This is a genomic window from Mitsuaria sp. BK037 (genome assembly GCF_014193045.1).
Lineage (GTDB): Bacteria > Pseudomonadota > Gammaproteobacteria > Burkholderiales > Burkholderiaceae_C > Roseateles.
Map to the genome: position 1 here is coordinate 355,722 of NZ_JACHYS010000002.1, position 26,316 is coordinate 382,037.

Sequence of the window (26,316 nt, forward strand, 5' to 3'; positions counted from 1 at the left end):
GGCAATCCCGAGCCGGCCGGACGCCGGGCTACACGGGATGCGCTCTGCCGCTCGATCCAAACGTGTCAGACGCGAAGTCCAGGAACGAGCGAAGCTTTGGCGTCATTCGGCGGTCGGGCACGTAAAGGATGTGCAGCGGCCGTGGGATCGGTTGGTACTTCTTGAGGATCCTGGTCAGCAGACCGGATTGGATGTCCTCGGCCAGCAATTCAGTGGGTTGCAGGATGACGCCGACGCCTGCCACTGCCGCGGCACGAAGGGCCTCACCGCTGTCCGTCAGGAACTTGCCCTTGATGGGAACCCTGACGACGCCTTCAGGGCCTTCGAAGGACCACTCGGTTCGCAAGGAGGTGTGCGCGAACACCAGGCACTCGTGCCTGCGGAGGTCCTCCAGCGTCCGGGGATGGCCCCGCTTCTTCAGATAGGCGGGCGAAGCACACAAGACCAGTTGATGAGGCGCCAGGCGCTTGGCCATCAATCCACTGTCGGGCAGATCGCCGGTCCGAAAAGCGACGTCGAAGCCCTCATCCACGAGATCCACGGTTCGATTCGTGAGGCTGAGTTCCACCGACACGTCCGGAAATCGGCTCATGAACTCCGCCAGTCGAGGCGCCAGCGCCCTGCTTCCAAAGGTGATGGGCGCACTGATGCGCAGACGTCCACTGGGAAGCGCTCTGGACTCGTCGATCTGCGCTTGTGCCGCTTCCATTTCGGCCAGGATGTTCTTTGCCCGCTCATAGAAGAGTCGTCCGCCATCGGTCAGGCTTTGTCGCCGGGTGGTGCGGTTCAGCAGCTTGATGCCCAAGCTGCTCTCCAGCGCCCGCACCTGCCGGCCAGCCAACTGAGATGACAGGTCGAGTTCGGCCGCGGCCGCGGACATGGAACCAAGTTCCACCGTCCTGACGAAGACCTGCATGGCACCCAGTCGATCCATTTGAAACGCTCCGGACTATGTGATGAGTCGCGGGCGCCATTTAATCATTGACGGCTCATATCTAGAGTTGCGTCCATCGATCGATGCCAGCCCCCTGATTTCATCCAGTTCACCGAAGGAAAACTCATGTCCGTGGTCAAGACCGCCATCCTCGCAACCGCCCTTGGCGCGTCCGCGCTCGCATCCACTGCCGCTACGACGGCAAAGGTCGGGACGGTCAAACCTACCGTCGTGCTCGTCCATGGCGCGTTCTCGGATGGCTCCACCTGGAGCCAGGTCATCCCGCTCCTCCAGGCAAAGGGCCTGAAAGTGGTGACCGCCCAGAATCCCCTGACTTCGCTGGCGGACGATGTGGCCGCCACGCGCCGCGTCCTCAACAGGGAAACGGGTCCCGTGGTCCTGGTCGGTTGGTCCTACGGAGGCGTCGTCATCACCGAGGCGGGACAACAGGAAAACGTGAAGGCGCTGGTCTATGTCGCGGCCTACGCCCCGTCCGAGAACCAGTCGATTGCCGAGCTGAACAAGGACTACCCCACGCCTCCTGGACTCACCACGCTCGTCGCGGACAAGGATGGCTTCCTTGCCCTCACGCCGGAGGGCGTCTCCAAGTACCTGGCCCAGGACCTCCCCGAGGACCGCACCAAGGTCATCGCCGCCACGCAGCATCTCACCCAAGGGAAGAACTTCGAAACCAAGGTGTCCGTCGCGGCCTGGAAGACGAAACCCTCTTGGTACGTCATCAGCGAGCAGGACCACATGCTCCAGCCCGATCTTCAGCGCGCCCTGGCCAAGAAGATTCAAGCGACCGTGATGACGCTGCCGGCCAGCCATGCGCCGCACCTGTCGCGTCCGGCTGACGTGGCGGCGGCGATCCTCGCCGCGACGGCCGCCGTTTCGCCTTGACGAGTCGGGCTGCCTGGCGGGTCGGTGGGTAGCGATGCAGCACAAGATCGAAGAGGCGCTTGATGCGCGAAGGCCAGGATCGCCGCGACCAGCAGACAGGCGATCAGGAAGAGGATTACCTTTCTTATACAGAGTGGACGTTCAACGTGTGAGTTCACCAGCCCGCTGTGGCAGGTCGGGTGGAGCGAAGGGCTAGACGGCCCTGCAGGCCTACTCGTCGATGAATTTCCAGGTGTCCGCTCCGTCGAAGCGACGAACGCGCACAGAGGCGATGAGTTTGGGATCGAAGTTCCCTAGGTTCACTCCATGCCTGGCTCCCGCAATGGGCTCCAGCGGCTCCCAATGCGTGACGCAGCCACATGTCTTGCAGTGAATCCTGCGAAGCGTTCTGTCGCCCCAGATGTACTCGGCGGTGGCTTCTGGATGCGCTTCGATCCTCACGGTACCGAACTCGAAGTACACCCATGGCCCGCCAATGCGACGGCACGCTGAGCAATTGCAGTCCGTAGCGACCGTGGGAGTTGACGGCAGCGTCAGTCGGACCGCGCCACAGTGACATGAGCCTTCGTGCATAGCAATCTCCAGAAGCACCGGCTGGTTGGCCTCGGCGGTTGGGGGCAGGCCGCATAACGAACAAGAGCGGCGGCCGCCAGGCGGCGAAGCCGGCTGGTGGACGTCCGATCGAGATGCGGTCTGATGACAGTTTGATCTTCCGCGTTGCATTGTGGTGAAAACCGACGCATCGGCACTGCGTGCTGTCCCGAAAGTCAGAGGGCTTCACCGCTCGGCGCAGCGGAGCCCACGGAGCACCTGGTAAAACGTCTCCGAACGGTATGCTCGAGGGCCGCAGCGCTGACATCCAGGCAATGTCGAATCTTCCGACTCATTCAAATCCAAGCCCGTCCCTCCGAGAACTACTGCGCGCCGGCACGCTTGCCGAGATCCAAGCTGCGATCGGTGCGGGCGCCGACGTGGCGAGCTTTCGTGACGAGCATGGCTACGATGCGATGCAGACGGTGACAGTCGGATGCGGCGCGACTCGCGACGACGAGATGCCAGACCTACTTCGGTTGCTGGCCGCGCACGGCGCGCGTCTCGATGGTCAGTCGTCGCATGGCGAATCAGCTCTGAGCGTTCTGTCGCGGCAATGCCGTTTCGACGCCATTCGAGCCTTGCTGGAGATCGGAGCACCCGAAGACCTGCTGGCTTGGACGCCGCTGTGCCGCGAAGTAGCGTTTGGCACGCTTGAGGATGTTCGAGTCCGTGCGGCTCATTCTCCGAATGAGCTGGAGGAAAAGGATCGTTGGTCGCGAACGCCATTTGTGCTCGCACTTGCACTGGGGCGACTCGATGTAGCCGAGATGCTCCTAGAAGCTGGAGCAGTGCGCGAGCCAACCGATCACGTCGGTCGACCTCCGATCTTTCATGCGGTGATGTCCGGGCGGACGGACGTCGTCCGTTGGCTGCTCGAGCGAGGTGCGGTAGTGGATGCGACCGACCATGGCGGGAGCACCTCGCTCCTCGACGCGGTAGAAGCAGACGACCATGCGATGGTGGACTTTTTGCTGTCCGTCGGTGCCGATCCGAACCACGAGCAAGTCGGCTTTCCTGCGCTCGGCTGCGTCGAATCTCCCGCGATGGCGATCCGCTTGCTGGAAGCTGGAGCCGATCCCTCCGCCTTGCGTTACGAGCAGCAGCGCCTATTCCTGGAGGCAACGGTCGGAACTGCAAGCGATCCGTTCGAAGGACTGGGCTTGGCCGAATTTGAGCGTGATCGCACGCGTCGTTTCGGTCAGCGTAATGCGCAGGCGATGCAGGTTCCTTTCTGGGTCGCGATGGTGCGTTCGGGGCTGACCGGCTACCAAGCCGCCAATCACTTTGGCGCGGACACATTCGACCGCACCCGGCCAGTTTGGTGCGCGAACCGCATAGGTCAGTCACTCACACTGCTGCCGGACGGACGCGTCGTGCAAGTCGCTGGCGAGCATGAGGATGGCTACGACCCCGACTTCTGCATTTACAACGACGTTTTCGTCCACCATCCCGATGGCCGCCTGGAGATCATTGGCTATCCGGAATCCCTGTTCCCACCGACTGACTTCCATACGGCGACTCTCGTGGGCGACCGCATCATCGTGATCGGCTCACTGGGCTACCAAGGCAGCCGCGTCTATGGGACGACGCCGGTTTTCGCGCTGAGCATCGACGACTGGCGCATTGAACACATCTCAGTCTCCGGCGAAGGTCCAGGATGGATTCACAAGCACCGTGCCGTTCTGGTTGGAAATGGTGAAATCGCCGTGATCGGAGGTAAGGTGCTGTCGCAGGTGGGCGATGAAGAGATCTCGACGATCAACACACGATCCTTCACGCTGGATCTGGCCGCGCGCCGATGGCGCTGAGCGGCCAAGAGCCGACATTCGCCACGGTCGGCTTATGAGACCGCGCTCTTTTCTAGCGTGTTCTACGCAGCATCGCTAGTCAGCGAGTACCTGCCCCTACCCCCTAACTTGCGAACACGCTTTGGAAGCTTCTTGCTTGCGGTCCAAGTTCGGACCCGGTAGGCTTCTCCGCCAGAATGAAGGAAGTGGGCGATTCGTCACTTCGAGGGAGAAACATCATGCGAATGCATGTCGTCACAGATCCCACTGGAAAGATCATTGCGGCGACGCACGCAAGCCGGATCTCCGTCGGCGACGTGCATACCAGCCCAGGGATGCAGGTAGAACTGCGGGCGCTCGAAGGTCAGAAAATCCACGAAGTCGAAGTGCCGACAGAGTTGCAGGCACTACACCCGCACGAGAGGCTGAGAGCAGTGCTCAAGCATGCAGTACATGCCAGCGGCACCTATCTCGAACCGATCAACGAGACCAAAACGGATTGACCATGGCCTTCAACCATCTTGTGCCGGCCGACGGGCCCTTTATCCTCAGCGCTGGCAATCAGATCGGTGTCAACGTGACCTATCCGAATTTTGAGGACAAGGGCGCTCAGTGGATTATGGCCGACCCCATCGGGCCTGGGCAATTCACCGTCACCGACATGACGAAGGAACGACGCATCGCTGTACCGAATCAGCTGCATGTTGTCTACGGTGTGACCGTGAAGTGCACCGGCAATGACGGCCTGTTCAGCGTGCAAGGCGGTGGCAACGTCTAGAGACCAACGATCGAGGACATTTTTGCCACGCGAGTGGTGTGCTTCGGGAGAAACTGGACATGGCGAAGCCTCTCGAATCCAAGCCCACGCTCGGCCTAACGGAGTTCCTGGCCGCAGTGCAAGCTGAACTAGAGGCGGACTCCGAGGAGAACGATCTCAAGTTTATGGTGACCGGCGCCACGCTCGAGGTTGACGTGTCGTCGAACCTGTCCATCTCCCTGACGTCGCCGCGGCGCCTAAGTGTGTACTTGAGCCGAACGTCTGAGGCACCCATCGTCGATGTACCCGATGCTGTTGCGACGCTGCCTGCGTCGCAGGCGGCGCCCTCAACGGCCAAAGCGAAGTCACCAAACCGCGGGGATGACCGGTGATGGATGTGTTGAAACTCGGTGAGCCAAACAACTTCTGGAATGCCCCGTCGTATTCGGTCAAAGTGCGCGGCACCAGGTATCTCTGGGGCTCGGCGGGGCTCACGACGAATCTGACGTTCGGCAAACCATTCGTTCTCCACATTGCCAACGACCAAGCCGGCGAGCCGGTGACGATCGGGATTCGCGTAGCCGCAGGGAACGAGACCGACCTGGGCACGATCGCGCCGGGTGAATGTCTCTCCGTGCCGGTGGAGGACATTTGCGGTGTTTATGCCGAGTGCACGACAGATTCGCTCGTGCACTGCCTGATCTACTGAGCCAGGTTCAAAGAGGACGATCGACTGTGGGCACTGCAAAGGTCGTTTCGCTGAATGTTCAAGCTGCCCACGTCGCCTTCCTCTGCTTCGAGGTCGGCGGCATTCTCGACACGCGCCAGGCTGAATTGGGCGAGGACGTACGGGACATCCAATACCAGAAGCTCTGCGACTTGTTAAGAGGGTATGGCACGGTCGCGGGCGACGGATCACGCCTGAAGGCTGACTCGGCGGGCATCATCGATCTGGTCAAGAAATTCGCGCTGGCGACGCTGAGAAACGAAGACCGCAAGACCGCGCTCGACAGCGCCATCAATACCCGCCAAAACATCTACTTCGCCAAGCACGCCAATGCGCCCGCCATCATTTCGACTATGCGAGCGTACTACTGGCGGACCTCACCGACGTCCAAGGTGAATCGGCTTGAAATGCTGAGCGATCTCGCCAATCAGCAGATGGTGGCGCTTTCGGAGGCATACGAGGAAGACGATCGAGTCGGCGTCGTGAAAGCGACGAGTAGCTCTATGGAATCGAGCACGAGCAGCAGCGGCGGTGGCAATCGGACCTCGCTCTTTACTCAGCATAGTGTGCCTAGGATGGTGCCGGCGAACACCACAATCCCCTTCGCGATGCCGCTGCCGCCAACCAACTTGGACCTGCGCTTCAAGTCGAGAAATCCGAGCAACAGCGCACTTACGGTGGGTTCCAATTTTGAACCGTCGGATAACTGGGGGCGGGCCGCCGGAGCGCAGTCGACGACCCATGTTGATTACGAGTACCGGATCCCGCATCTCGAGTCACGGGCGAAAGAAAACCGCGCGCAGATCAGCCTCATGGATCAGCGTTTCGAGTCGTACATGTTCGAACAGAACATGCCGCATCTCGAGCAGATCTTCAAGAACGAGCTCGCCTCCATCGACAACGACGTCTACCAGCTGCAGGTGGCGTTGCTGCGCTCGTTCCTGATCTGCCCGTTCCAGGGCGTCGTCACCGGCATCTACAAGCATCCGGGCGACGCGGTGAGCGCCGGCGAGCCGGTACTGCGCGTTGAGAATCACCGTATCGTGCACCTCGTAGCGACTCTCGCCTCCCACGATTTCATCGCGATCGGGGCCACGGCGACCCTAACGTCGACGTTGGGCGCCGGGAAACCGCCTATATCGGTGACAGGAAAGGTCATTGCGGCGCGCGGGCTCGCCGGCAGCGGCCGCTGGGAAGTAATCGTCAAGGTCGACAACGTTGACGGCGCCGGCAACTACATCCTGCCGCTCAACTACTGGCTCGACCCGGAATACACGGATGTGACGATCATTTGATGTGGCAGTGAGGAACGCTCCATGCCGCCCAGCGAAACCCCTCTAGTACCAGGCAACGGACCCTCCAACGGTAGCGGTCCGAACGCCAGCGACTTCGGCGCCATTCTCGACTACATCTACGGGATCAATTTCGGCAAGGACGGTGATTACACCGGTAACGCCGGCTATTACGGCGACAACATCGGCCCGGCTGGATCCAAGCTGCCAGAGAAGGACGTTCCTCACTCGACGAACCACCTCGAGGCCCTCATGGCGCCGCCAGACACGGCTCAGCGTGTGCCACACCGGCCTCTCTTCGACTTTGCCGGCCGGGAGATCGACGTCTACTCCGGCCTTCGCGCCGGCATCGAGAATCCCGACCCGTTCACAGGAGCGCCCAGTGCCGATCCGTTCGCGGATTCAGGACCACCCGTGCGCTGGTGGAGTGTGGCGCCGCTCACGGCGCCACGGCAGAAGGGTCTCCTCTCCTCTCCGCATCTCCTTGCCGAGAACGATGTCCGCCACTGCAATCAGAACCGAACGTCGTGCGCTCCGCCCATGAGGAGCGACGCCAATCAATCGAGCGTCGCCAACGAGATCCAGGCGGAGCTGGACCAGAGTTACGTCGCGATCCTGAACGTCATGGAGGGCAAGGGGAAAGTCGTCGGGCCGACCGAGGTCGACATGCACGAGATCGCCTCAAAGGCGGTGGCGGTGGCGAGCAGTGACGAATACAAGCTCGGGTTTCAGGTCAACCAGTTGCGCGATCACCCGCTGGAGGTTCAGCATTCGGCGGTGCTGACAGGGCTCGGCCACATGGCGACGGGAGCGTTCGTGGCGACGGCGTCGGGCATTGCCAGTTACGGCTCCGGAGGCGTGCTGCTGCCGTTGGGTGGTGCGATGGGCATGGCTGCCGGTGGCACGCAGTTCCTGTCGGGCTTTACGCTCGCCATCAGCGGCGCGGACAGCACTGAGACGGTTCGCATGAGCGGTCAGCTCGACTACGTCTTCGACCTGACGGCATCACCGGCGCAGCTGGTGTTCGGCACTACGGGCATGGTCATCAGCGGCGGCGACGTCGGTGTGTCGCATCGGTTTGCCTTGGCCGGCGGCATTGTCGAGGGCGGGATGGCGTTCCGCGGCGATCCGTCGAAGCTTTACTCGACAGTGTTGCCCGGCGTGGGAACGAAGGCCGAGAAGAGCGCGTCGGCGCTGCTCCTAAAAAACATGGGTGCGCTCGGATCCAAGTCGCACGCGAGTAGCCTGCCCATTCACATTCCTGCAGCACCGAACGTGTCGATGGAACCGATGCCGACGGTGCCGCCGGCGTCGGTCGCCGAGGAGGCCGCGATTCGATTCCAGGAATCAGTGCGGTTGGCGGAGGCGACGTTGCGTGCGCACCCGCACATGATTCAGCAACTGGGCGGCACTCATACGGGAGCGGCCGTGACGATGAGACAGCTCAGCGCGGCGTCGTACAAACCGGCCTTCGCGAGAACGTTGGCGGGGAATGCGATGGAGGCGCTCGTGAACGAGATCAACATCGCGCACCCGGCCAGCACCGGTGCCGGCTTCACGCAGATTGGCGGCGCCTATAAGATCGATTTCATCGGCTGGGGCAGGTTCGAAGGCCTATCCTTCGAGCTGACGACCGAAGCTGCGGTGGGTGCTCATGCCGTGAGGCCATACCTGCAGGGGACACCGGGAGCGATGATCTTCACCTACACCTTGCCGATCTTCTAATCAATCACAGTGGCGAGGAATCGTCATAGCGCGTTCGATTCAACTCATCTGTGCCGCTCCCGGCAAAACTTCAACTGGGACTCAAGGAATTCGCCGCGCGCGAGGCTCCGCGAGTGCTGAGTTTGGAGCGCGGCTGAGTCCGTAGGCTGTCCACACGCCGAAGTCATCTACCGTTCGTTCCGATGCCCGCCGTTTCCGCATGAAGGAAGTTTTGGGCTGGCGCATCAGCGGCTGTGTTGCAGCGCGCCACCAGCGAGTCGCCCACCTCAAACGTTGAACGGCCGCTATTCGGCGAGCTGCTCGGTGTTTCGAGTGCCCGCTGTGGGCCGAGAGCGCCATTTCGCCAAGAGCAGTACCAGTCACTCATAGCCAGCGCTAAGCCGAAATCACCAGTCCGACTTCATATCGCTCCGTCACCGCCCCCTCCCCTTCCCATTCCCGCCAGTGCTTGAGCCTCAGCATCGTCGTGCCTGGTGCCATAGCCTTGATCGACCATTGCGACTCGCCGCCGCTGCCAACCGTCTCCGACGAATGGACATAGCGCTTCTCGCCGACCTCCACCAGACGGGAATCGGCATCGAGGGTCCAGCCGTATCCCGTGCTCGGGTTCTCAGGCAGGCGCAGCAGTACCGAATGACCGACTCGCAGGTCAATCGTCTTGCCGTTGTCGCCCACGCTCAGCACTGGAACCATCCTGGCGCCTTTCCGATGTCAACGCCGGTCGGCGAATCGGCGCGACGACAACGGACTCCGCGCCTGGATGGAGCCAAGCGCGGAGGCCGTCACGGGACCCGCTTTTGGAGCCATGCGCTCCGTGCGCTCAGCTCGCCCAGCCGAACTGCCAGTAGTACTTCTTGAAGGTGCCCGCGGGTATCGCGAAGACGCCGCCGGCATTCAAGGGCACCGAGCGCCAGAAGCTCGTGTCATACGCCGACCAGTTGCCCGGGAGGCTGTTGATGACCGGGCTGTTGTGTCCCCACGGATTGCGAAGCACGATGTACTTCGTGTTGTTGACGTAGGCCCAGCCGAGGATCGTGTAGGCGTGATAACCGACGATGCCCGTGCCGCTGTATTCCACCGGCGATGGCGTCTGGCAGAAGGTCCAGGCAGTCATCGGATTGAAGGTGCGATACGACAGGCAGTTGGACCGCACCGCCGTCCAGATGTCGTCCTCGCTGAGCGCCGAGCAGGTCTTGGTGACGCCCGTCAGATTGGTCAACTCCGTCGTTGCCTGCACCGGCCAGCCGCCGGCGATCGGCCCGTAGTTCGGCTCGTCGGTCGCGTCATTGGTCTTCCACTTCGCGAAGGCCTTCTCGTAGACCGCCGGCCAGATCTCGCCGGCTTCGGACGAGCGCGCATAGATCCAGGCATTCGTGCTCGTCACGAGCGGCACGCGCTCCGACACCTCCATCGTCTTCAGGCCGCCGGAATAGAAGTCGATGCGATCGACGAAGCTCGCCGCCGCGGCGCCGGTGGCGCGCGAGCGCTGCATGATCACGTAGGGACGCGACCACGCCACCGCCGACAGCGCGGCGATGAAGTAGCAGTCGCCCAGCGCGCCCTGGACCGGGTCGAAGTACTCGGCAGCCTCTTCGAAGAAGTCGCCGGGATCGGCCCAGACCGCCCCTGGCGGCGTGTATCCGGGCGCCGTGACGCCCTTGGCCGCGGTGGCCGACGGCGCGCTGCCCTTGTCCCCGCCGGCCAACGCGCCGACCACACGTTGCAGGGCGTCCGGAGACAGCTTCGACAGCACCGCCTCCATCGGGCTGCCCTTGGCCATCGACCCCAGGGCCTTGGCCCGTTGGTCGGGCTTCATCTCCTGGACGCCGGCGAGCGATCCCTGAGAGTCGGCCAGGCCGCTCACGAGGAGGTTGCCGGGGACCGGCTTGCACAGCTCCTCGACCGACGCACCGAGCGTCTTCTTCACGAAGGCATCTCGATCCGTGACCGCACTCCAGCGCACGTTCCTGCCCAACGCGAGTTCAGCAACCGCGTAGGGATTCGCCAGGCCAACTTTCGGCTCATTCATTGAAGTCTCCCTGTTCATTGACGCACCAGAAGCAGCGTCGAAAGCGGCGGGCTTCGTGACCGGAGGATCCGGCCACGACTCGCCACTCGACTGCCAATCTAGGCGTCACCGGGAGGCCCCTCAACTTGACATCTAGGGGGCGGCGCCGCGCTCAGGGGCGCGCCATCCTCAACCTTGCTGATGCGAGGTCGGACAGACGGCGCGGAGGGAGATCACGCTGGCTCGTCGCCGATCGAGCGCACCTCGATCGTCAACGGGCGGTAGCGCTCGCGGCAGGCGCCGATGCGGCCAACGCCGCCGGCGACGATTCGCAAAGGGGTCGCGCGCCCGCAGGCGGTGTGGAGCTGATGTGGTAGTCCATCTCGCCTTCCGCGCGAGCGCGCACCATCTCGGCGACCACCGCCTCGCGGGTCAGCGGCGCGCCCGAGCGGATCTCCGCGCTGACGTTGCGGCAGCTCTTGGCGACCTTGGGAGGCGCTGGCTCCGTCTTGGGTTGGGACATCGCCAGCAGGGGCACAAGTGAGAGCAGCACGGCGGCTGAAGCAGTGACCAGGCGCATGGGAACCTCCTCATCAAGGAACGAAAAGACCGGACGCGCACGGCGTCCGGGGCATCAGGACAGTCCGAAGTTCTTTCGCAGTCCCGCATCGACGGGACCCGCCGGCATGAAGCGGCGCAGCCGTTTCAGCAGCGTGGCCTCGCCCTTGGGCGTGGTCCGCATCCGCCACGGACCGAGCGCCGCGTCGACGATGGTCCGCGCCACGCCGTCCGGCTCCGGCGCCTTCCTGACGCTCTTCTCGATCGCGGCGACCACGAGCTTGCGCTCCGCGTCATAGGCAGAAATGGCCGAGGCCGCCTGCGGTGCGTTCAGGTCCAGGTTGGTCCGCGTGAACGACGGCTCGACCAGCGCGACGCGGATGCCGAAGGCGCGCAGCTCGTGGTCCATCGTCTCGGACAGGCCCTCGACGGCGTGCTTGGACGCCGAGTACGCGCCCATGTACGGCGACGGCAGGAAGCCCACCACGGAGCTGACGTTCACGATCCTGCCCGCGCGGCGCTTGCGCATCGACGGCAGCACCGCCTGCGTGGTGCGAAGCACGCCGAACACGTTGGTGTCGAAGAGCGCTTGTGCCTCTTCCACCGAGGTCTCCTCGACCGCCCCGAGCAGCGTCACGCCGGCGCTGTTGACCAGCACGTCGATGCGGCCGGTCTGGTTCAGGACCGCCAGGATCCCCTCCTCCACCGACGCGCTGTCGCGGACGTCCATCTCCACCAGGGTCACGCCCGCGATGGGCGAGGCCTTGGCGACATTGCGCACGGTGCCGAAGACCTTGCAGCCGCGCTTGGCGAAGAGTTCAGCGCTTGCGCGACCGATGCCCGACGACACGCCGGTGATCACGACAACTTGGGAATCAGACATGGGCGTCCTTTGCAGCGGGAAAGAGAGGAGACGTGGACTCGACCGTGGCATCGCCCGGCTTGAGCTTGAACCAGATGGCGTACATGGCGGGCAGGAAGACCAGCGTCATCGCGGTCCCCGCCAGGGTCCCGCCGATCAGCGTGTAGGCCAGCGTTCCCCAGAACACCGAATGGGTCAGCGGAATGAAGGCCAGGATGGCGGCCAGCGCCGTCAGGATCACCGGGCGGGCGCGCTGCACCGTGGCCTCGACCACCGCGTGGAAGGGCGTCAGGCCGGCCTGCTCGTTGTGGTGGATCTGCCCGATCAGGATCAGCGTGTTGCGCATGAGGATCCCCGACAGCGCGATCAGCCCCACCAGCGCATTGATGCCGAATGGCTTCTGGAACAGCAGCAGCGTGGGCACGACGCCGATGAGGCCCAGCGGACTGGTGAGGAAGACCATCACCATCGCGGACAGCGAGCGCACCTGCAGCACGATGATGAGCAGCGTGAGCGCCACCATGATCGGGAACAGCGGCAGCATCGCCGTCGTCGCCTTGCCCGACTCCTCGATCGAGCCGGCCTGCTCGATGCGATAGCCGCTGGGCAGCTTCGCGATCAACGGCTGCAGCTGATGCGAAATGGCCGTCGACACGTCCGGAGGCTGCAAGCCTTCAGCGATGTCGCCCCGGACCGTGATGGTCGGCACGCGGTCGCGCCGGCGCATGACGGCCTCTTCGGGACGGACCTCGATCTCGCCCAGCTGGGACAGCGGGATGCGCTGCCCGTTCGCGCCGGTCAGCGTGAAGTCGCCGAGCTTGGCCGGGTCGAGCCGGAAATCGCCGGCGGCGCGGGCGATGACCTGCACGCTGCGGATGTCCTGCCGCACGACCGTGACCGGCACGCCGTTGAGCAGGAACTGCAGTTGCTGCGCCACCGCGCTGGAGCTGAGGCCGACGGCCTGCAGGCGGTCCTGCTGCAAGCTGAAATGCAGCGCCGGGACGCGCGAGTTCCAGTCCGTATTCACCGTGCGCATCAGGGGACTGGCATTCATCACCTGCTTCACTTCGGCGGCGATCCCGCGCAGCACCTCGGGGTCGGGACCGCTGACGCGGTAGGCCACCGGATACGGCGAGTAGGGGCCGAAGACGAGTTGCGTCACGCGCAGTTGGGCCTCGGGCGCGAGGCCGTCGGCGATGGCCCGGCGCAGGCGCAGCTTCAGCGCCTCGCGCTCGTCCTGGCTGTCCGTCCGGATGACGATCTTCGCGAACGAGGGATCGGGGAGCTCCGCGCCCATCGAGAAGTAGAAGCGCGGCGCACCCTGGCCGATGTAGGACGTGACGATCTTGGCCTCGCCCTGCTTGGCCAGCCAGGCCTCGACCTTCGCGGCGGCGCCGCTGGTCTGGGCGATCGACGAGCCATAAGGCATCTGCACCTCGACCAGGACCTCCGGGCGATCCGAGACCGGGAAGAACTGCTTCTTCACCGCGCCCATGCCCAGCACCGACAGCACGAACAATCCGACGACCGAGCCGGCGACCAGCCACTTGCGCGCGATGACCCAGCCCAGCATGCGGCGGAAGCGCTGGTAGTTCGGCGTGCCGTAGAGCGCGTCATGCCCGCCCTCGACGCGCTTGAGCTCCGGCAGCATCTTCACGCCGAGGTAGGGCGTGAAGACCACCGCCACCACCCATGACGCGATCAGCGCGATGCCGACGATCCAGAACATGTTGCCGGTGTATTCGCCGGCCGAGGACCGCGCGAAGCCGTTGGGCATGAAGCCCACGGCGGTGACCAGCGTGCCCGAGAGCATGGGCGCGGCGGTGTGGCTCCAGGCGTAGGCGGAGGCCGCGACGCGGCTGTAGCCCTCCTCCATCTTCACCACCATGGTCTCGATGGCGATGATGGCGTCGTCCACCAGCAGGCCCAGCGCCAGGATCAGCGAGCCCAGCGTGATGCGGTCGAAGTTCTTGCCGGTGGCCAGCATCACGACGAAGACCACCGCCAGCGTCAGCGGCACCGCCGCGGCGACCACCAGGCCCACTCGCCAGCCCATGCTGACGAAGCACACCAGCATGACCACCATCAGCGCGGCGAAGAACTTGACCATGAACTCGTCGACCGAGGCATCGATGTTGACGGCTTGGTCGGTCACCTTGGTCAGGGCCTGGCCCAGGGGCAGGCCGGCGTTGATCGCGCCGACCTCCTGGTCCAGCGCCTTGCCCAGGTCCAGCCCGTTCCATCCCTCGCGCATGACGACGCCCAGCAGCAGCGCGGGCTCGCCGCCGTTGCGGATCAGGAAGGTCGCGGGGTCCTCGTAGCTGCGCTTGACCGTGGCGATGTCGGACAGCTTCAGCGTGCGCCCCTGCGCCACCAGCGGCGTGTCGCGGATCTTCTGCAGCTCGTCGAAGGCGCCGTCCAGGCGGATGGACACCTGCGGCCCGCGCGTCTCCACCGAGCCGGACGGCGTCAGCGCGTTCTGGTTGTTGAGCGCGGCGAAGACCTCCTGCGGCGAGAGGCCCAGGGTCGCGAGGCGCTCCTGCGAGAACTGCACCTCGATGCGTTCGGACTGCTCGCCGACGATGTTGACCTTCTTGACGCCCGGCACGTGCAGCAGCCGCTGGCGCAGCGTCTCGGCGTCGCGCACCAGCAGGCGCGGCTCCTCGCCCTTGGCCTTGAGCGCGTACAGCGCGAAGGTGACGTCCGAATACTCGTCGTTGATGAAGGGGCCCATCACGCCGGGCGGCAGGTTGCGCGCCTCGTCGCCGATCTTCTTGCGGGCCTGGTAGAACTCCTCCTGCACCGCGGAGGGCGGCGTGCTGTCCTGCAGCGTGAGCGTCGTGAAGGCCAGTCCCGGGCGGGTGTAGGTCTCGCTGCGGTCGTACCAGCGCAACTCCTGCAGACGCTTCTCGATCTTCTCGGTCACCTGGTCCTGCATCTCCTGCGCGGTCGCGCCGGGCCAGGCCGTGATGATGGTCATCACCTTGATGGTGAAGGAGGGATCCTCGGCGCGCCCCAGCTTGAAGAACGAGACCACGCCCGCCAGCGAGATCAACAGGATCAGGAACAGCGTGATGGCCCGTTCGCGCACGGCGAGGGCCGACAGGTTGAATCGGCCTTCGCTCACGGACGGGCTCCCGCTGTGGACGCCACCGCCGCGCCGGAGCCGACGCGGACCTGCTCGCCCTCGCGCAGCAGATGCGCGCCGAGCGTGACGATCCGGTCACCCTGCTTGATCTGGCCGCCGATGTGCGCGCCTTCCTCGTCCAGGCGCTGGACCGCGACCGGCCGCCAGGACACCTTGGCCGGCTCCCCCTGCACGACCCACACGCCCGGCCCCTTGCCGGCGTCGAACAGCGCGCCCAGCGGCACGTAGGCGCCGGCGGCCGGCGACGCCGGCCCTTCCGGGATCTGCACGGTGACCGTGGCGCCGAGCGGCGCGCTGGCGAGCTCGCCCTCCAGCACGTAGCGGGCCTCGAAGGTGCGGGTCAGCCGATCCGCCGCGTTCGAGAGCTGCCGCAGCTTGGCGGGCGATGCGTCGCCGCCGCGGCCGAAAAGCGTCGCCTGGGCGCTGGAGCCCAGGGCCGGGCGCAGCGTTTCGGGCAACTGCACGATCGCCTCGCGCCGTCCCGCGTGTGCCAGGCGCAGCACGGGCTGTCCCGCCGCGACGACCTGGCCCGGTTCCGCCAGCGTCTCCATGACGACGCCGTCGCCATCGGCCAGCAGCACCGCATAGCGGCTGGCGTTGCGGGCGACATCGGCCTGGGCCTCGGCCGCGCTGAGCTGGGCCTGCGCGGCGTCGGCCGCCGCCTTGACCTGGTCATACGCGGACACGGAGATGGCGCCGGTGCCGCGCAGATCGCGATAGCGCGCCTCGTCCTCGGAGGCCTGCCGGGCCCGCGCCCGCGCCGCCGCCACCGCCTCCTGCTGCGCATGGGCGGCCAGCTTCAGGTCCTCGGGATCGATGCGCATCAGCGCCTGGCCGCGCTTGACGGTCTGCCCGGCGTCCACCAGCCGCTCCAGCACCTTGCCGGGAACGCGGAAACCCAGATCGCTCTGGACCCGGGCGCCGATGGTGCCGGTGAACGACCGGGTCGCGGGCGCCGCGGTCTGCACCGTGGCCACGCGCACCAGCGGCGCCTCGGTCCGGGGATCTGCGACGGGCTTCTCGCCACAGGCCGCGAGCAGGACCGGCAGGCTGAGAAGAAGCGTGGAAACGGGAAGGCGGCGCCGGCGCATGAAAGCCCCAATGACGAGTGATCAGGCTTTCATTCTGGAACTAGTGACCAATTTAGTCAACGGTCACTCGAAGAAAAAACGCAGGCTCAGGGTGACAGGCTTCTCAGAACGAGGCTCGAGAGATGCGCCGGCGCTTCCTCCGCCAGATGCAGGCTGTGCTGGAGCATGAGCGGGTTGAAGCAGGGACGCAGGGCCAGGTAGATGGCCATGACCGTCTCGTCGAGCGGGGTCTTGCGCTCGAAGTCGCCGCTGGCGCGGCCTTCCTGGAGCACGTCGCGGAGCAGCTGCTGCACGCGCTGGTCATAGGCGGCGACCACGGCCCATTGCTCCGTGGCGGCCGAGGCGGCGATCTCATAGAGCTTGCGGTCCTGGAAGAGCAGCCGCAGGCTGGCCTCGGTGAAGGCCTTGAACAGGCGGCGGATCTTGTCTGGCGGCGATGCCGCGTCCGCCAGCGAGGCTGCGACCGAGGCCTCGATCTCCGCGATGCACTGGGCGCAGATCATTTCGCCGATGGCCTGCTTGGACTCGAAGAACTTGTAGATGTAGGCCTTGGAGAAGCCGATGGCCTTGGCGAGGTCGGACACCGTCGTCTTCTCGTAGCCATAGCGGCTGAAGTGCTCGGTGGCCGCGGCGACGACCTGGTCGCGGACCTCGTGGTCGACGGGGCCGCGCGAGGGGGTTGGGGAACTGCTAGTCGGTTTCATCACGGAAAGCTTACGCGAGCCGACCCGAATGGACAACGAGTGACCATTTGGTAATATAGTCACTCGAAACATTCAGATCACATCCAGCTCTTGAGAGGTCCCCCATGTCGCGCAGCCTCGCCGCCGCATCCCTTGTTGCATCGCTGATGGCGGCCGGCCTGGCCGGATGTGCCGTCGGTCCCGATTACGTCCAGCCCCGGCCCGTCCTGCCGGAGCGCTTCCATGGGCAATCCCAGCTGGACCAGCGACAGGCGGCGGCGGACGCCGACCTGGTGCGCTGGTGGGAAGGCTTCGGCGACCCGCAGCTGACGCGGGTCGTCACGCTGGCGCTGGCGCAGAACCTGGACCTCGCCCGCGCGGCAGCGCGTGTCACCCAGGCGCAAGCGGGCGTGGGCGCCGCCAACGCCGCACTGCTGCCCATCGGCAGCGTCAGCGGTCAGGCGGCGCGCGCCTACCAGTCCGTCGAAACCCCGCTCGGGCGCATCCTCGATTCGCGACCGGGATTCGATCGCCACGGCAGCGCTTACGAGCTGAATGGCAACGCGAGCTGGGAACTGGACATCTTCGGCGGCCTGCGCCGTGAGCGGGAAGCCGCGATCGCGGAATACCAGGCTTCGCAGGCCGGCGCCGTCGCGGCGCGGCTGGCCGTGGCCGCCCAGACGGCCGATCTCTACATCGCCCTGCGCGGACTGCAGGCGCGCCTGGCGATCGCCCGGGACCAGGTCCGCACGCGCGAGGACCTGCTGTCCACCGTCCGTCTGCTGAATGGGAAGGGATTGGCGGCCGACTTGCAGGTCAGCCAGGCCGAAGGCGCACTGGCGCAGGCGCAGGCCACCATTCCTGAACTCGAGCAGGGCTTGGACGCGGCCAGGAACGCGCTGGACGTGATGCTCGGGAGCCCGGCGGGCACCGATGCGGCCAGGCTCGCGGACGCGGAGGTGCCCATCGCGCCGGGCATCGCCGGCATCGGCGCCCCGGCCGACCTGCTTCAGCGGCGCCCCGACCTGATCGTCGCCGAGCGGCATCTGGCCGCCTCGAACGCGCGCATCGGCGCGGCCATGGCCGAGTACTACCCCAAGCTCTCGCTGAGCGGCCTGATCGGCAATGCGACGTCGGTGTCGGCGGGCCAGCTCTTCAGCGGCGGCGCGAGCCAGGCGGCCGGCGTCGTCGGCCTGCGCTGGCGGCTGTTCGACTTCGGCCGCATCGACGCGCAGATCCGTCTGGCGCGGGGCCAGGAGGCCGAGATGCTCGCCGCGTACCGCCTGGCCGTGCTGCAGGCGGGCGAGGACGTCGAGAACGCCCTCACCGCCCTGGTGAAGCGCGAAGCGCAGGCGGCGGTGCTCGCCCAGGGCGTGGATGCCCTTCGGCGCGCTCGCGGGGCCTCCTTCGCCGCCTATCAGAAGGGCGTCGTCAGCCTCATTGAAGTGCTGCAGGCCGACGAGAACCTGCTCCGCGCCTCCGATGCGCAGGTCCAGGCACGCACCGGCTCGGCGCGCGCCGCCGTCGGCGCCTTCAAGGCGCTCGGTGGCGGGTGGAGTCCGGACGCGGAGACGATCCCCCGCGACCAGCAAAGCGCTTCGATGTGGAAGCCCAGCCGCGAATGAAGGCGTGACATCGGCATCGGGCGGCCGAGCCGCCCGGCCTCACTCCTTGTTCTTCGCGAGACGTGCCGCGAGCTTCATGAGCGTCGGCACCCGCTTCCGGCCGTGCATTGACCGCAGCCGCACCTTCGCCGCGCCAATGTCGATCCCCGCGCAGGTCACCACCAAAGGCGGCGCTTCGTCTTCCCGCAGAACCTCCGACTGCGCCGACAAGCCCGGCAGGCTCTTCTTCGACACGCCGACGACCGGGATCGCACCGCCGAGCGCCTCATGCAGATGCCCGCCCACGCCCGGCGTTTCATCGGTATCCAGATGGACGAAGCCGTCGATCAGGAGGAGCTCGGGAGTAAGGCTGTGCTCGCGCAGCAGCTGCATCACGCAGCTGACTTCCCTCAGGTCGACGGCACGCCGGACGGCCTTCTCGACCGGCGCGATGGGCGAGACATAGGTCTTAATCGGCTCCGCCGCATCCCAGGCGTCGAAAGCCACCGCCGCGGCATTCGCCTGGGCACCATCGAAATGAACTGCGACAACGAGTTTCATGCGCGGAATTATCAGCGTGCACTGCGCGCCGGCCTGCATGGCAACGCCCGCGGGCATCCGCCCATTTCGAGCGAGTTCCCCTCTCTCCAAGTGGGCTGGCGCGCGCGTGCCTGGCGCGGCAGCATGGCCTCTTCATCCCCCCGAATCCAGATGGAGTCAACGTCATGTCCGACAAAGCAGGCACCGCAGTGAAGGAAGTCGCCAACCTCGGCGTGCCCTGGGAACAGGCCTATGGCTACGCGCAGGCGGTGAAGGTCGGCAACATCATCCATGTGTCCGGGCAGCTCAGCCACGATGCCGCCGGCGCCCTGGTCGGGCCCGCGCCCCTGGACGAGCACGGCCGACCCAAGGACTTCTCCAACATGGCGCTGCAGATGCAGACGACCTACGAAAACGCCCGCCGGCTGCTGTCCCACTTCGGCGCCACCTTCGACCAGGTCGTCGAGGAGACGCTCTTCGTGCTGGACGTGGATGCGGCCTTCGCGGTCGCGGGCGAGGTTCGGCGCCGGGTCTACGGACCGACGCCAGCCGTCGCGAGCAACCTCATCGGCGTGTCCCGCCTCGCCTTCCGCGAGCAACTCATCGAGATCGCCTTCCGCGTGGACCTGTCCCTCGCCTGAGGAGCCGCGACGACGGCCGGGTACCGAGGCCCGGCACCGGGATTGCCGCATGCCTGCCATTGCCGCCGCGAACTGCGCTGAAGGTGAGGAATGGCGATGGAGGCGCGACACTCTTCCAAGACTGACCTGGTGGGGAAGGTCCTCTACATCGAGGACAACCCCGTCAACATCCTGGTGATGCAGCAGTGGGCGACCCGGTTCCCCGGCCTGCACTTCGAGGTGGCGGAAACGGGATCCGATGGCGTCGAGCGATTCCAGCGCTTCCGCCCGGACGTCATGCTGCTGGACATGCAGCTGCCGGACTGCGATGGCCTCGAGGTCCTGCGCCGGCTGCGTTCCCTGCCCTCGGACAGCCGGGTGCCGGTGGCCATGGTGACGGCTTTCTCCGCGGAGACCGACCGGCGCCGCGCGCTGGAGGCGGGCGCCGCCGCCTATTGGCTCAAGCCGGTGGACTTCAGCCACCTCGAGCGGGAGCTGAGCACCTTGCTGTCGCGAGATGCCGAGCGGAGGCCGTGATGCTGCGCCGGGGCTCCGCAGCTGACGCCGACCCGTCCGCCCGGACGGACGGCCGGATCGCCTCGGCAAGTCCCTTCGCGACGCCCCAAGCGCCGAGCCGCTGGGGAGCCCCCTCCGCCGTCGGTCTGCTCCTCGCCGCGCTGTTGATGCCGGCGACGGCGATCGCCCAGGATCCCGGCACCGGCTACGTCGTCCTGAACAGCTACTCCCAGCCGCCCTTCGTCCAGGCGGGCGAGGCCGCCGAGAGCGGTCTGGCGCCGACTTTCGTCCGGCTGCTGCGAGACGCGTCCAGGCTGCCGGTGCCATTGACGCTGGAGACCGTGCCGCGCAAGCGCCTGGAGTTGAGGCTCGAAGGCCCGCGGTTTCAGGGACTCGCCGTGTTCCTCGCGCCCGAGTTCCTGTCGGAGGAAGCCAGGGCCGGCAAATGGTCGGTGCCGCTGCTGGTGGACGAGAACGTGCTGGTGAGCCTGCGCCCGCTGCCGATGTCTTCGCTGGAGGACCTCGTCGGCATGCGCTTCGGCGCGATTGCCGGGCACATCTATCGCGTGCTCGGGCCGTATGTCGAGGCGCGGAAGATCAAGCGGGAGGATGCGCCTGACCACGTGTCCAACCTGAAGAAGCTCTGCCTGGGACGGGTGGACTTCGTGGTGATGAGCCGCTCCGAGCTGGCCGGCAGCGGCGAGCTCGCGGGATGTTTTCAGCCCTTCAAGTGGCGGTCGTTCCCGGAACCGCAGGTCATCGTGCGCCGCGTGGTCATCCGGGTGCCCGATGAGCGGGTGACGGACCGGCTGCTCGCCGCGACGGAAGCGGTGGCCTGCAGCCCGGCGTGGCACGCAGCCCTGCAGCGACACCAGCTCTCGAAGGTGGGATGCAATTCGCCACGGAGCGCGCAGGACCCCACGCCGCGGCGCTGACTACGCGATGCGGCAGCCCCCGAGCTCAGCGCTCGCCTTCGGCGCGACCGCAGCGGGACCGGCAGTCGCTCGCGACCTCAGTTCGTCCCGGCACTGGACGTCCTGTCCGCATTCGTGGTCGCGCGAGTGCCCTTGAGGTACTCCTCGACGTTGGCGGCCGAGGTCCCGACGGCGGCGACGGCCTCCCGGATCTGCTGCGGCGACACATCGAGCTTCCTGGCCCACGCGTCCACCTGCCCCGGGTCGCCGACATCGACGAGTGGCCCGAGTTCACCGGAGGGCGAGGCGAAACTTGCTTCTTCGGACATGGCCTGCTCCCGGGCCACGACGCGGGCCCGCTCGCAGGCTGAGCGGCATGCTGCGTTCCCGCGGTGGTGCGGGTGTCGTTCAGCGGCAGATCGTCAGGACTGCCCCTCGCTGGAGGCATTCATTGGACGGAAGGGTGAGGGAGAAAGGTCCGCTCCGGCATACAAGACATCGGACCGCAGCACGTATTTGTGCCCTTCAATGACCGCTTGCCCCTCGTGCCATGTGTCGTGAACAAACAGCAGCGCCATCCCAGCTTCGGGGGTCACGACAAAATTCCTGAAATCCGTCGCGCCACCCGCGAAGTCGTCGTTGAGATAGACGAGCAGGGTCAACTTGCTCACCAGCCCATCCTCCCGCCACGGTCCGTCCTTGTGCATCTTGAAACGCTGCCCCGGCGAATATCTGTAGAAGCGCAAGGCCCTCGGTAATCCGACGGCGCGTTCTGCGCCAATATCCGGCAAAGGCAACGCGTCGAGGCTTCTCCACAATCGCCCAACCCATTGCGGATGCTCGACAAGCGTCTTGTCGTTGTTGCGGACCGATTGCATGAATCGCTCGCCGTGATCGGTACGAACGGCTGCTGGAACGAAGCTGTTCGCTTCCGCGAGCGCGACGAGTTCCGAGCACTCCGATCTGGAGAGAAAGTCCTTTACGCTGAATGCACGATCGCTGTGGGAATGGATCTTCATATCTGGGGGAACCTGCTTCCGGGGATCAACGCGATCAGTTGTCCCATCATTCCTTCGGCTTGATCTTGGGCTTGAAGATATGAACCGTCTCGCCCCGCGCCAGCATGTCGACCAGCTGCGCGATGCGCCTGGCACGGGTCTCGGGCTTCACGGCGGTCTGGATGCGCCACAGCACTGCATAACGATTCGCGGCATTGATCGTCGCGTAGAACGCCTTGGCTTTCGGCTCGGCGTTCAACGCGGCCAGCAGGTCCTCGGGCTCCGTCGCCACGCGCGGGCTGTCGTAGGCCTGTGCCCAGCGGCCGTTGGCCTTGGCTGCCTCGACCTGGGCAAGTCCGGGCACCTGCATGCGGCCGGCCTCGATGAGCTTGGCGACCTTGTCGACATTGACCTTGGACCAGACGCTACGGTCTCGCCGGGGCGTGAAGCGCTGGAGGAAGTGCTGATCGTCGAGTCCGCGCTTCTGCCCGTCGATCCAGCCCCAGCACAGGGCGATCTCCACCGCCTCGGCATAGGTGACGCTGGGTTCGTCGGCGCCGCGCTTGGCGATCATCAGCCAGAGGCCGTCGGAGCTGGCGTGGTGCTTCTTCAGCCAAGTCTCGAAGGCCTTGGCCGTCTTGAAGAGGACTGACGCTGGAGCGGAGGGATTGGTGGGCATCGCGCGACAGGGTGCTAGAGCGCCGCTCTCATCACTTCTTCCGGTTCTTCTTCTCTTTGTCGTAATGCCACTTGATGGCGAAGAACATGCCGGTGCCGAACACGAGCAGCTTGAACGTCACCAGGACGATCGGGATCCATTCCATCATTTCTGAATACTTCCGGACTTTGACTGGGCGCCGTCATTCGCGAGGATCGCGACAGGTTGGCGCTCGGGTGCCGTCGATGCGGCCGGCGAATTCTCGCTTGCCGGCGAAGCCCTTGCCCCGCGCCGTCTAACCGGCCAGCACCAGCTGGCCATCGGGATAGCGGGATGACATGAAATCCACGAAGGCCTTGACCTTCGGGCTGGCCAGTCGTCGCGAGGTGTGGAGCACCCACAGATCCACCTCCTTGCCGCCCGTCGCGCCCCATTGCACCAGCGCGCCCTTCGCGAGCTGGTCCCACACGATCGATTGCGGCACCTGCGCGACGCCGGCCCCGGCGATTGCCGCGTCGCGCAGCATCAGCATGGATGACAGGCGCAACACGGGCACCGGCTCCAGCGTCAGGCCGGTGCCGTCCAGGGGCCAGGTCTCGCCGTCGCGAAAGGCATTGACCACGGCAGGCACCCGCACCGGCGTCCTGCTTCGCCGCGGCTTCGCGATCGACGGCGCCGCCACCACGACGAGCCGGTCCTTGGCGAAGCTCCTGCCCACGAGCGTCGTATCCGGTCGGGGGCTCGGACGGATCGCCACGTCGAATTGCTCTTCGACCAGGTCCACCACCCGATCCTCCGCCACCACCTCGACCGTGACGCCCGGATAGCGCTGGCGGAACTCGGCGCAATGGCGCCCCATCGCGAGCTGCGAGAAGAGCACCGGGGCGGCCACCCGCAGCCGGCCGGCCACCTGCCCGTCGCCCTCCCGGGTCGCGGTGATCGCGTCCAGCACCTCCCCCATCGGACCCGCGGTCCGGCCGAGCAACTGCCGGCCAGCGTCGGTCAGCTCCAGTCCCTTGGCGCTGCGCTCGATCAGCCGCACGCCGAGCTGCTCTTCCAGATCCGCCACACGGCGCGACAGCGTGGCCTTCGAGCGGCGGCTGGCGCGACTGGCGCGCCCGAAGCCGCCGTGGGTGGCCACCAGGTTGAAGTCCATCAGGGCATTGAGGTCCATGTGTTCCGGATCCGAGACGGGATGTCTCGATTCTGGCGGCTGTGTTCATCGCCTGCAACGGCCTATCTTTCGTCCGTCACCCCGACACACCCCTTCTTCAAACGGAGTTTCAAATGAGCATCCTCGTCATCGGTTCCACCGGAACCATCGGTTCCCTCGTCGTTCGCGGCCTGGCCGAGCAAGGCGCCCAGGTCCGCGCCCTGGTCCGTCAACCCGGCAAGGCGTCGCTGCCTGAAGGCGTCCAGGCCGTCGTCGGCGACCTCACCGACGTCGCCTCCCTGCGGGCGGCGATGACCGGCGTGCGCACCCTGTTCCTGCTCAACGCACTGGTGGCCGACGAGCTCACCCAGTCGCTGCAGGCGCTGAACGTGGCGCGCGAGGCCGGCATCCGGCGCATCGTCTATCTGTCGGTCATCAACGCCGACAAATATCCGGAGGTGCCGCACTTCACCAGCAAGCACACGGTGGAACGGATGATCGACCGGCTGAGCCTGCCCGCGACGGTCCTGCGTCCGGCGTACTTCATGCAGAACGACATCGGCATCCAGCCGGTCATCGAGGGCTACGGCGTGTTCCCGATGCCCATCGGCGCCACCGGCGTCGCGATGGTCGACGCGCGCGACATCGCCGACATCGCCGTGGCGGAACTGCTGCGCCGCGACCGCGCGGAAGGACCGCTGCCCGCGGTCGCCCTCGACGTCGCCGGCCGGGAACTGTTCACCGGGGAATCAGCGACGGCCGTCTGGAGCCAGGCGCTGGGCCGCCAGATCCACTACGGCGGCGATGACGTCGGTGCCTTTGAAGCGCAACTGGTCCAGAACCATGTCCCGCCCTGGATGGCCTATGACCTGCGGCTCATGATGGAGCGCATCCAGCAGGTCGGCCAGATCCCGGCCGACGGCGCCGTGCAGCAGTTGGAAGCGATCCTCGGCCGACCGATGCGCACGTATCAGGCCTTCGTCGCCGAGCAGTTGAAGAAGGCCTGACGAGGCAGGCCGTGCCGCCGCGCGCGCACCGTCACGCGGGCGGCATGACGATGAACTCGTGCAGGTCGGGATCCTCTGAAGGCGACTCCTCGTGGACCGAGGCGAACGGCAGGCGCTCGAACGCGCGACGCCAGAAGCGCAGCGCCTGCGCATCCGCCCGGAACACGCAGATCAGCCACGGGTGGTCCGAGGCCAGCACCACCTGGCGGACCACCTCGGAGGCGAGGCCGCGACCGCGGAACCTGGGCAGCACATACAGGTCGCAGAACTCCATGATCGACTGGCCGCGCAGGTTCTGGTGGCCGACCAGCAGCAGGCCGGCGAGCTGGCCTTCATGGCGGATCAGGTAGGCCCAGTCGAACGGGTCGGGCGTGCCCAGGCGCTCGAGGAAGTCGTCCAGCGAGGTGAATCGACCCGTCTCGTCGATGTCCTCGCCGGACCAGAACGACGACTCGAGTTCGTAGAACTGCCAGAGCCTGTCGAGGAGCGCGGCGTCAGCGGGCGTCACGCGGGTGAGCGTGAGGATGGGAGTCATGATGGGTGGGAGCCCGCGCCGTGCGCTACTTCGCGTCGAGCGACGACGACCCGTCGCAGGTGGTCTCCTGGATGCCGCAGATCTGATCCAGCCAGGCACGGAAGCGGCCCTTGGGTTGGCCGGCACGCGCGGCGGGCGAAACCTGCAGGTAGGGCCGCATCTCGGCGGAGAAGCGGGATTCGTCGTAATCCACCTGCACCCAGCTGCCGCGGCAATCGACGAGACGACCCGCCGTCATCGTGCTGCTGCCGTCGAAGACCAGGCCGTCCTTGAGCTGGACGGCGACGGGCGCCTTGGAATCGGGGCGGGTGCGGCCGGCGTTGGCCTGCGACTTCACGATGAGCTTGCGTCCGCTGACCCAGCCCTCGCCTTCGTAGACCGGCCGCGCCGGTTGGCCCGTCAAGGCTTCATCGTCGAAGGCGTCGCGGATGCGGAACCAGCCGTTCGAGCTTGCGGTGACTTTCACCAGCACGCGCGCGCGCATGCCGGAGCCATCGGTCCAGACGGGCGGCAGCTTGCCCAGCACCGGCGCGGCACTCGACGGTTCCGCGCGCACGTTGAGCCCGGCGGGATCGGTCTCCTCGACGAAGGCGGCGAAGTCGCAGCTGGCCGGTTCCGGCGGACCGCCGGAAGCCAGGGCCGCTCCACCGATCCCGAGACCGATCGCCAGGATCAGCGTTCGGCTCGGCAGCAAGGACAGGG

At 66.0% G+C, this 26,316-nt stretch carries 28 protein-coding genes; 13 read left to right on the forward strand and 15 right to left on the reverse strand.

What is annotated here, in order from left to right:
• Window positions 1–28: 28 nt before the first annotated feature.
• On the reverse strand, window positions 29–934 hold the full coding sequence (locus tag FHT37_RS13670) for a LysR family transcriptional regulator (RefSeq protein WP_183482094.1): 906 nt from the start codon (window positions 932–934) through the stop codon (window positions 29–31).
• Window positions 935–1,060: 126 nt separating this feature from the next.
• Here FHT37_RS13670 and FHT37_RS13675 point away from each other — a divergent pair, with 126 nt between their 5' ends.
• From FHT37_RS13675 to FHT37_RS13710, 8 genes are all read left to right on the forward strand, one after another.
• The gene (locus FHT37_RS13675) at window positions 1,061–1,837 is read left to right on the forward strand and encodes an alpha/beta fold hydrolase (protein WP_183482097.1); all 777 of its coding nucleotides are present in this window, start codon (window positions 1,061–1,063) and stop codon (window positions 1,835–1,837) included.
• Window positions 1,838–2,703: 866 nt separating this feature from the next.
• Window positions 2,704–4,239: an ankyrin repeat domain-containing protein gene (locus tag FHT37_RS13680; protein WP_183482101.1), complete on the forward strand. Its 1,536-nt coding sequence runs from the start codon at window positions 2,704–2,706 to the stop codon at window positions 4,237–4,239.
• Window positions 4,240–4,457: 218 nt separating this feature from the next.
• Window positions 4,458–4,721 carry a hypothetical protein gene (locus tag FHT37_RS13685; protein WP_183482104.1) on the forward strand — a complete coding sequence of 88 codons (264 nt, stop codon included), beginning with the start codon at window positions 4,458–4,460 and terminating at the stop codon, window positions 4,719–4,721.
• Window positions 4,722–4,723: 2 nt separating this feature from the next.
• Complete coding sequence (locus FHT37_RS13690) at window positions 4,724–4,996, forward strand: hypothetical protein (RefSeq protein WP_183482107.1); 273 nt, start codon at window positions 4,724–4,726, stop codon at window positions 4,994–4,996.
• 59 nt (window positions 4,997–5,055) lie between these two features.
• The gene (locus tag FHT37_RS13695) at window positions 5,056–5,367 is read left to right on the forward strand and encodes a hypothetical protein (protein WP_183482110.1); all 312 of its coding nucleotides are present in this window, start codon (window positions 5,056–5,058) and stop codon (window positions 5,365–5,367) included.
• Window positions 5,367–5,684 carry a hypothetical protein gene (locus FHT37_RS13700; protein ID WP_183482113.1) on the forward strand — a complete coding sequence of 106 codons (318 nt, stop codon included), beginning with the start codon at window positions 5,367–5,369 and terminating at the stop codon, window positions 5,682–5,684. Before FHT37_RS13695 ends, FHT37_RS13700 begins: the two co-directional genes overlap by 1 nt.
• 26 nt (window positions 5,685–5,710) lie before the next feature.
• The gene (locus FHT37_RS25685) at window positions 5,711–6,997 is read left to right on the forward strand and encodes an HlyD family efflux transporter periplasmic adaptor subunit (protein ID WP_183482116.1); all 1,287 of its coding nucleotides are present in this window, start codon (window positions 5,711–5,713) and stop codon (window positions 6,995–6,997) included.
• Between the two features lie 21 nt (window positions 6,998–7,018).
• Window positions 7,019–8,719: a hypothetical protein gene (locus FHT37_RS13710; RefSeq protein ID WP_183482119.1), complete on the forward strand. Its 1,701-nt coding sequence runs from the start codon at window positions 7,019–7,021 to the stop codon at window positions 8,717–8,719.
• Between the two features lie 375 nt (window positions 8,720–9,094).
• Here FHT37_RS13710 and FHT37_RS13715 read toward each other — a convergent pair whose 3' ends face one another.
• The 7 genes from FHT37_RS13715 to FHT37_RS13745 all read right to left on the reverse strand — a co-directional run bounded on the left by FHT37_RS13715 (window position 9,095) and on the right by FHT37_RS13745 (window position 17,090).
• Window positions 9,095–9,412, reverse strand: coding sequence for a protease inhibitor I42 family protein (locus tag FHT37_RS13715; RefSeq protein ID WP_183482122.1), 318 nt, complete (start codon window positions 9,410–9,412; stop codon window positions 9,095–9,097).
• Between the two features lie 127 nt (window positions 9,413–9,539).
• Window positions 9,540–10,748, reverse strand: coding sequence for a C2 family cysteine protease (locus FHT37_RS13720; protein WP_183482126.1), 1,209 nt, complete (start codon window positions 10,746–10,748; stop codon window positions 9,540–9,542).
• A 250-nt stretch (window positions 10,749–10,998) separates the two neighbouring features.
• On the reverse strand, window positions 10,999–11,307 hold the full coding sequence (locus FHT37_RS13725; RefSeq protein ID WP_183482130.1) for a hypothetical protein: 309 nt from the start codon (window positions 11,305–11,307) through the stop codon (window positions 10,999–11,001).
• 54 nt (window positions 11,308–11,361) lie between these two features.
• The gene (locus FHT37_RS13730) at window positions 11,362–12,168 is read right to left on the reverse strand and encodes an oxidoreductase (protein WP_183482133.1); all 807 of its coding nucleotides are present in this window, start codon (window positions 12,166–12,168) and stop codon (window positions 11,362–11,364) included.
• Entirely contained in the window at window positions 12,161–15,274 is a 3,114-nt protein-coding gene (locus tag FHT37_RS13735; RefSeq protein ID WP_091726401.1) for an efflux RND transporter permease subunit, read from the reverse strand. Before FHT37_RS13735 ends, FHT37_RS13730 begins: the two co-directional genes overlap by 8 nt.
• A complete protein-coding gene (locus FHT37_RS13740; RefSeq protein WP_091726406.1) occupies window positions 15,271–16,386 on the reverse strand; it encodes an efflux RND transporter periplasmic adaptor subunit in 1,116 nt (371 codons plus the stop codon). Before FHT37_RS13740 ends, FHT37_RS13735 begins: the two co-directional genes overlap by 4 nt.
• Window positions 16,387–16,472: 86 nt before the next feature.
• Window positions 16,473–17,090: a TetR/AcrR family transcriptional regulator gene (locus tag FHT37_RS13745; RefSeq protein ID WP_091726409.1), complete on the reverse strand. Its 618-nt coding sequence runs from the start codon at window positions 17,088–17,090 to the stop codon at window positions 16,473–16,475.
• A 104-nt stretch (window positions 17,091–17,194) separates the two neighbouring features.
• Here FHT37_RS13745 and FHT37_RS13750 point away from each other — a divergent pair, with 104 nt between their 5' ends.
• Window positions 17,195–18,694 (forward strand): efflux transporter outer membrane subunit, encoded by a 1,500-nt coding sequence (locus FHT37_RS13750; RefSeq protein ID WP_091726412.1) that lies wholly within the window; start codon window positions 17,195–17,197, stop codon window positions 18,692–18,694.
• 39 nt (window positions 18,695–18,733) lie between these two features.
• Here the strand turns inward: FHT37_RS13750 and FHT37_RS13755 are convergent, their stop codons facing one another.
• Window positions 18,734–19,234 carry an endonuclease V gene (locus tag FHT37_RS13755; protein ID WP_183482136.1) on the reverse strand — a complete coding sequence of 167 codons (501 nt, stop codon included), beginning with the start codon at window positions 19,232–19,234 and terminating at the stop codon, window positions 18,734–18,736.
• A 164-nt stretch (window positions 19,235–19,398) separates the two neighbouring features.
• Between FHT37_RS13755 and FHT37_RS13760 the strand changes: the two genes are divergently transcribed.
• The 3 genes from FHT37_RS13760 to FHT37_RS13770 all read left to right on the forward strand — a co-directional run bounded on the left by FHT37_RS13760 (window position 19,399) and on the right by FHT37_RS13770 (window position 21,284).
• Window positions 19,399–19,854, forward strand: a complete 456-nt coding sequence (locus FHT37_RS13760; protein ID WP_147239949.1) for a RidA family protein — start codon at window positions 19,399–19,401, stop codon at window positions 19,852–19,854.
• Between the two features lie 129 nt (window positions 19,855–19,983).
• Window positions 19,984–20,370, forward strand: a complete 387-nt coding sequence (locus FHT37_RS13765; RefSeq protein ID WP_183482139.1) for a response regulator — start codon at window positions 19,984–19,986, stop codon at window positions 20,368–20,370.
• Window positions 20,370–21,284, forward strand: coding sequence for a hypothetical protein (locus tag FHT37_RS13770; protein ID WP_183482142.1), 915 nt, complete (start codon window positions 20,370–20,372; stop codon window positions 21,282–21,284). Before FHT37_RS13765 ends, FHT37_RS13770 begins: the two co-directional genes overlap by 1 nt.
• A gap of 77 nt (window positions 21,285–21,361) precedes the next feature.
• On the opposite strand, the gene FHT37_RS13775 is transcribed toward FHT37_RS13770, so the two are convergent.
• From FHT37_RS13775 to FHT37_RS13790, 4 genes are all read right to left on the reverse strand, one after another.
• The gene (locus tag FHT37_RS13775) at window positions 21,362–21,592 is read right to left on the reverse strand and encodes a DUF3606 domain-containing protein (protein WP_183482145.1); all 231 of its coding nucleotides are present in this window, start codon (window positions 21,590–21,592) and stop codon (window positions 21,362–21,364) included.
• Window positions 21,593–21,685: 93 nt separating this feature from the next.
• Entirely contained in the window at window positions 21,686–22,282 is a 597-nt protein-coding gene (locus FHT37_RS13780; RefSeq protein ID WP_255489641.1) for a 2OG-Fe(II) oxygenase, read from the reverse strand.
• Between the two features lie 46 nt (window positions 22,283–22,328).
• Window positions 22,329–22,940 carry a YdeI family protein gene (locus FHT37_RS13785; protein ID WP_183482148.1) on the reverse strand — a complete coding sequence of 204 codons (612 nt, stop codon included), beginning with the start codon at window positions 22,938–22,940 and terminating at the stop codon, window positions 22,329–22,331.
• A 274-nt stretch (window positions 22,941–23,214) separates the two neighbouring features.
• A complete protein-coding gene (locus FHT37_RS13790; protein ID WP_183482151.1) occupies window positions 23,215–24,093 on the reverse strand; it encodes a LysR family transcriptional regulator in 879 nt (292 codons plus the stop codon).
• A gap of 113 nt (window positions 24,094–24,206) precedes the next feature.
• Here FHT37_RS13790 and FHT37_RS13795 point away from each other — a divergent pair, with 113 nt between their 5' ends.
• Window positions 24,207–25,079, forward strand: a complete 873-nt coding sequence (locus FHT37_RS13795) for an NmrA/HSCARG family protein (RefSeq protein ID WP_183482154.1) — start codon at window positions 24,207–24,209, stop codon at window positions 25,077–25,079.
• A gap of 31 nt (window positions 25,080–25,110) precedes the next feature.
• On the opposite strand, the gene FHT37_RS13800 is transcribed toward FHT37_RS13795, so the two are convergent.
• Together FHT37_RS13800 and FHT37_RS13805 are read right to left on the reverse strand one after the other, a co-directional pair.
• Entirely contained in the window at window positions 25,111–25,614 is a 504-nt protein-coding gene (locus FHT37_RS13800) for a GNAT family N-acetyltransferase (protein WP_183482157.1), read from the reverse strand.
• A 25-nt stretch (window positions 25,615–25,639) separates the two neighbouring features.
• Window positions 25,640–26,308, reverse strand: coding sequence for an SH3 domain-containing protein (locus FHT37_RS13805; RefSeq protein ID WP_183482159.1), 669 nt, complete (start codon window positions 26,306–26,308; stop codon window positions 25,640–25,642).
• Window positions 26,309–26,316 lie beyond the last annotated feature (8 nt).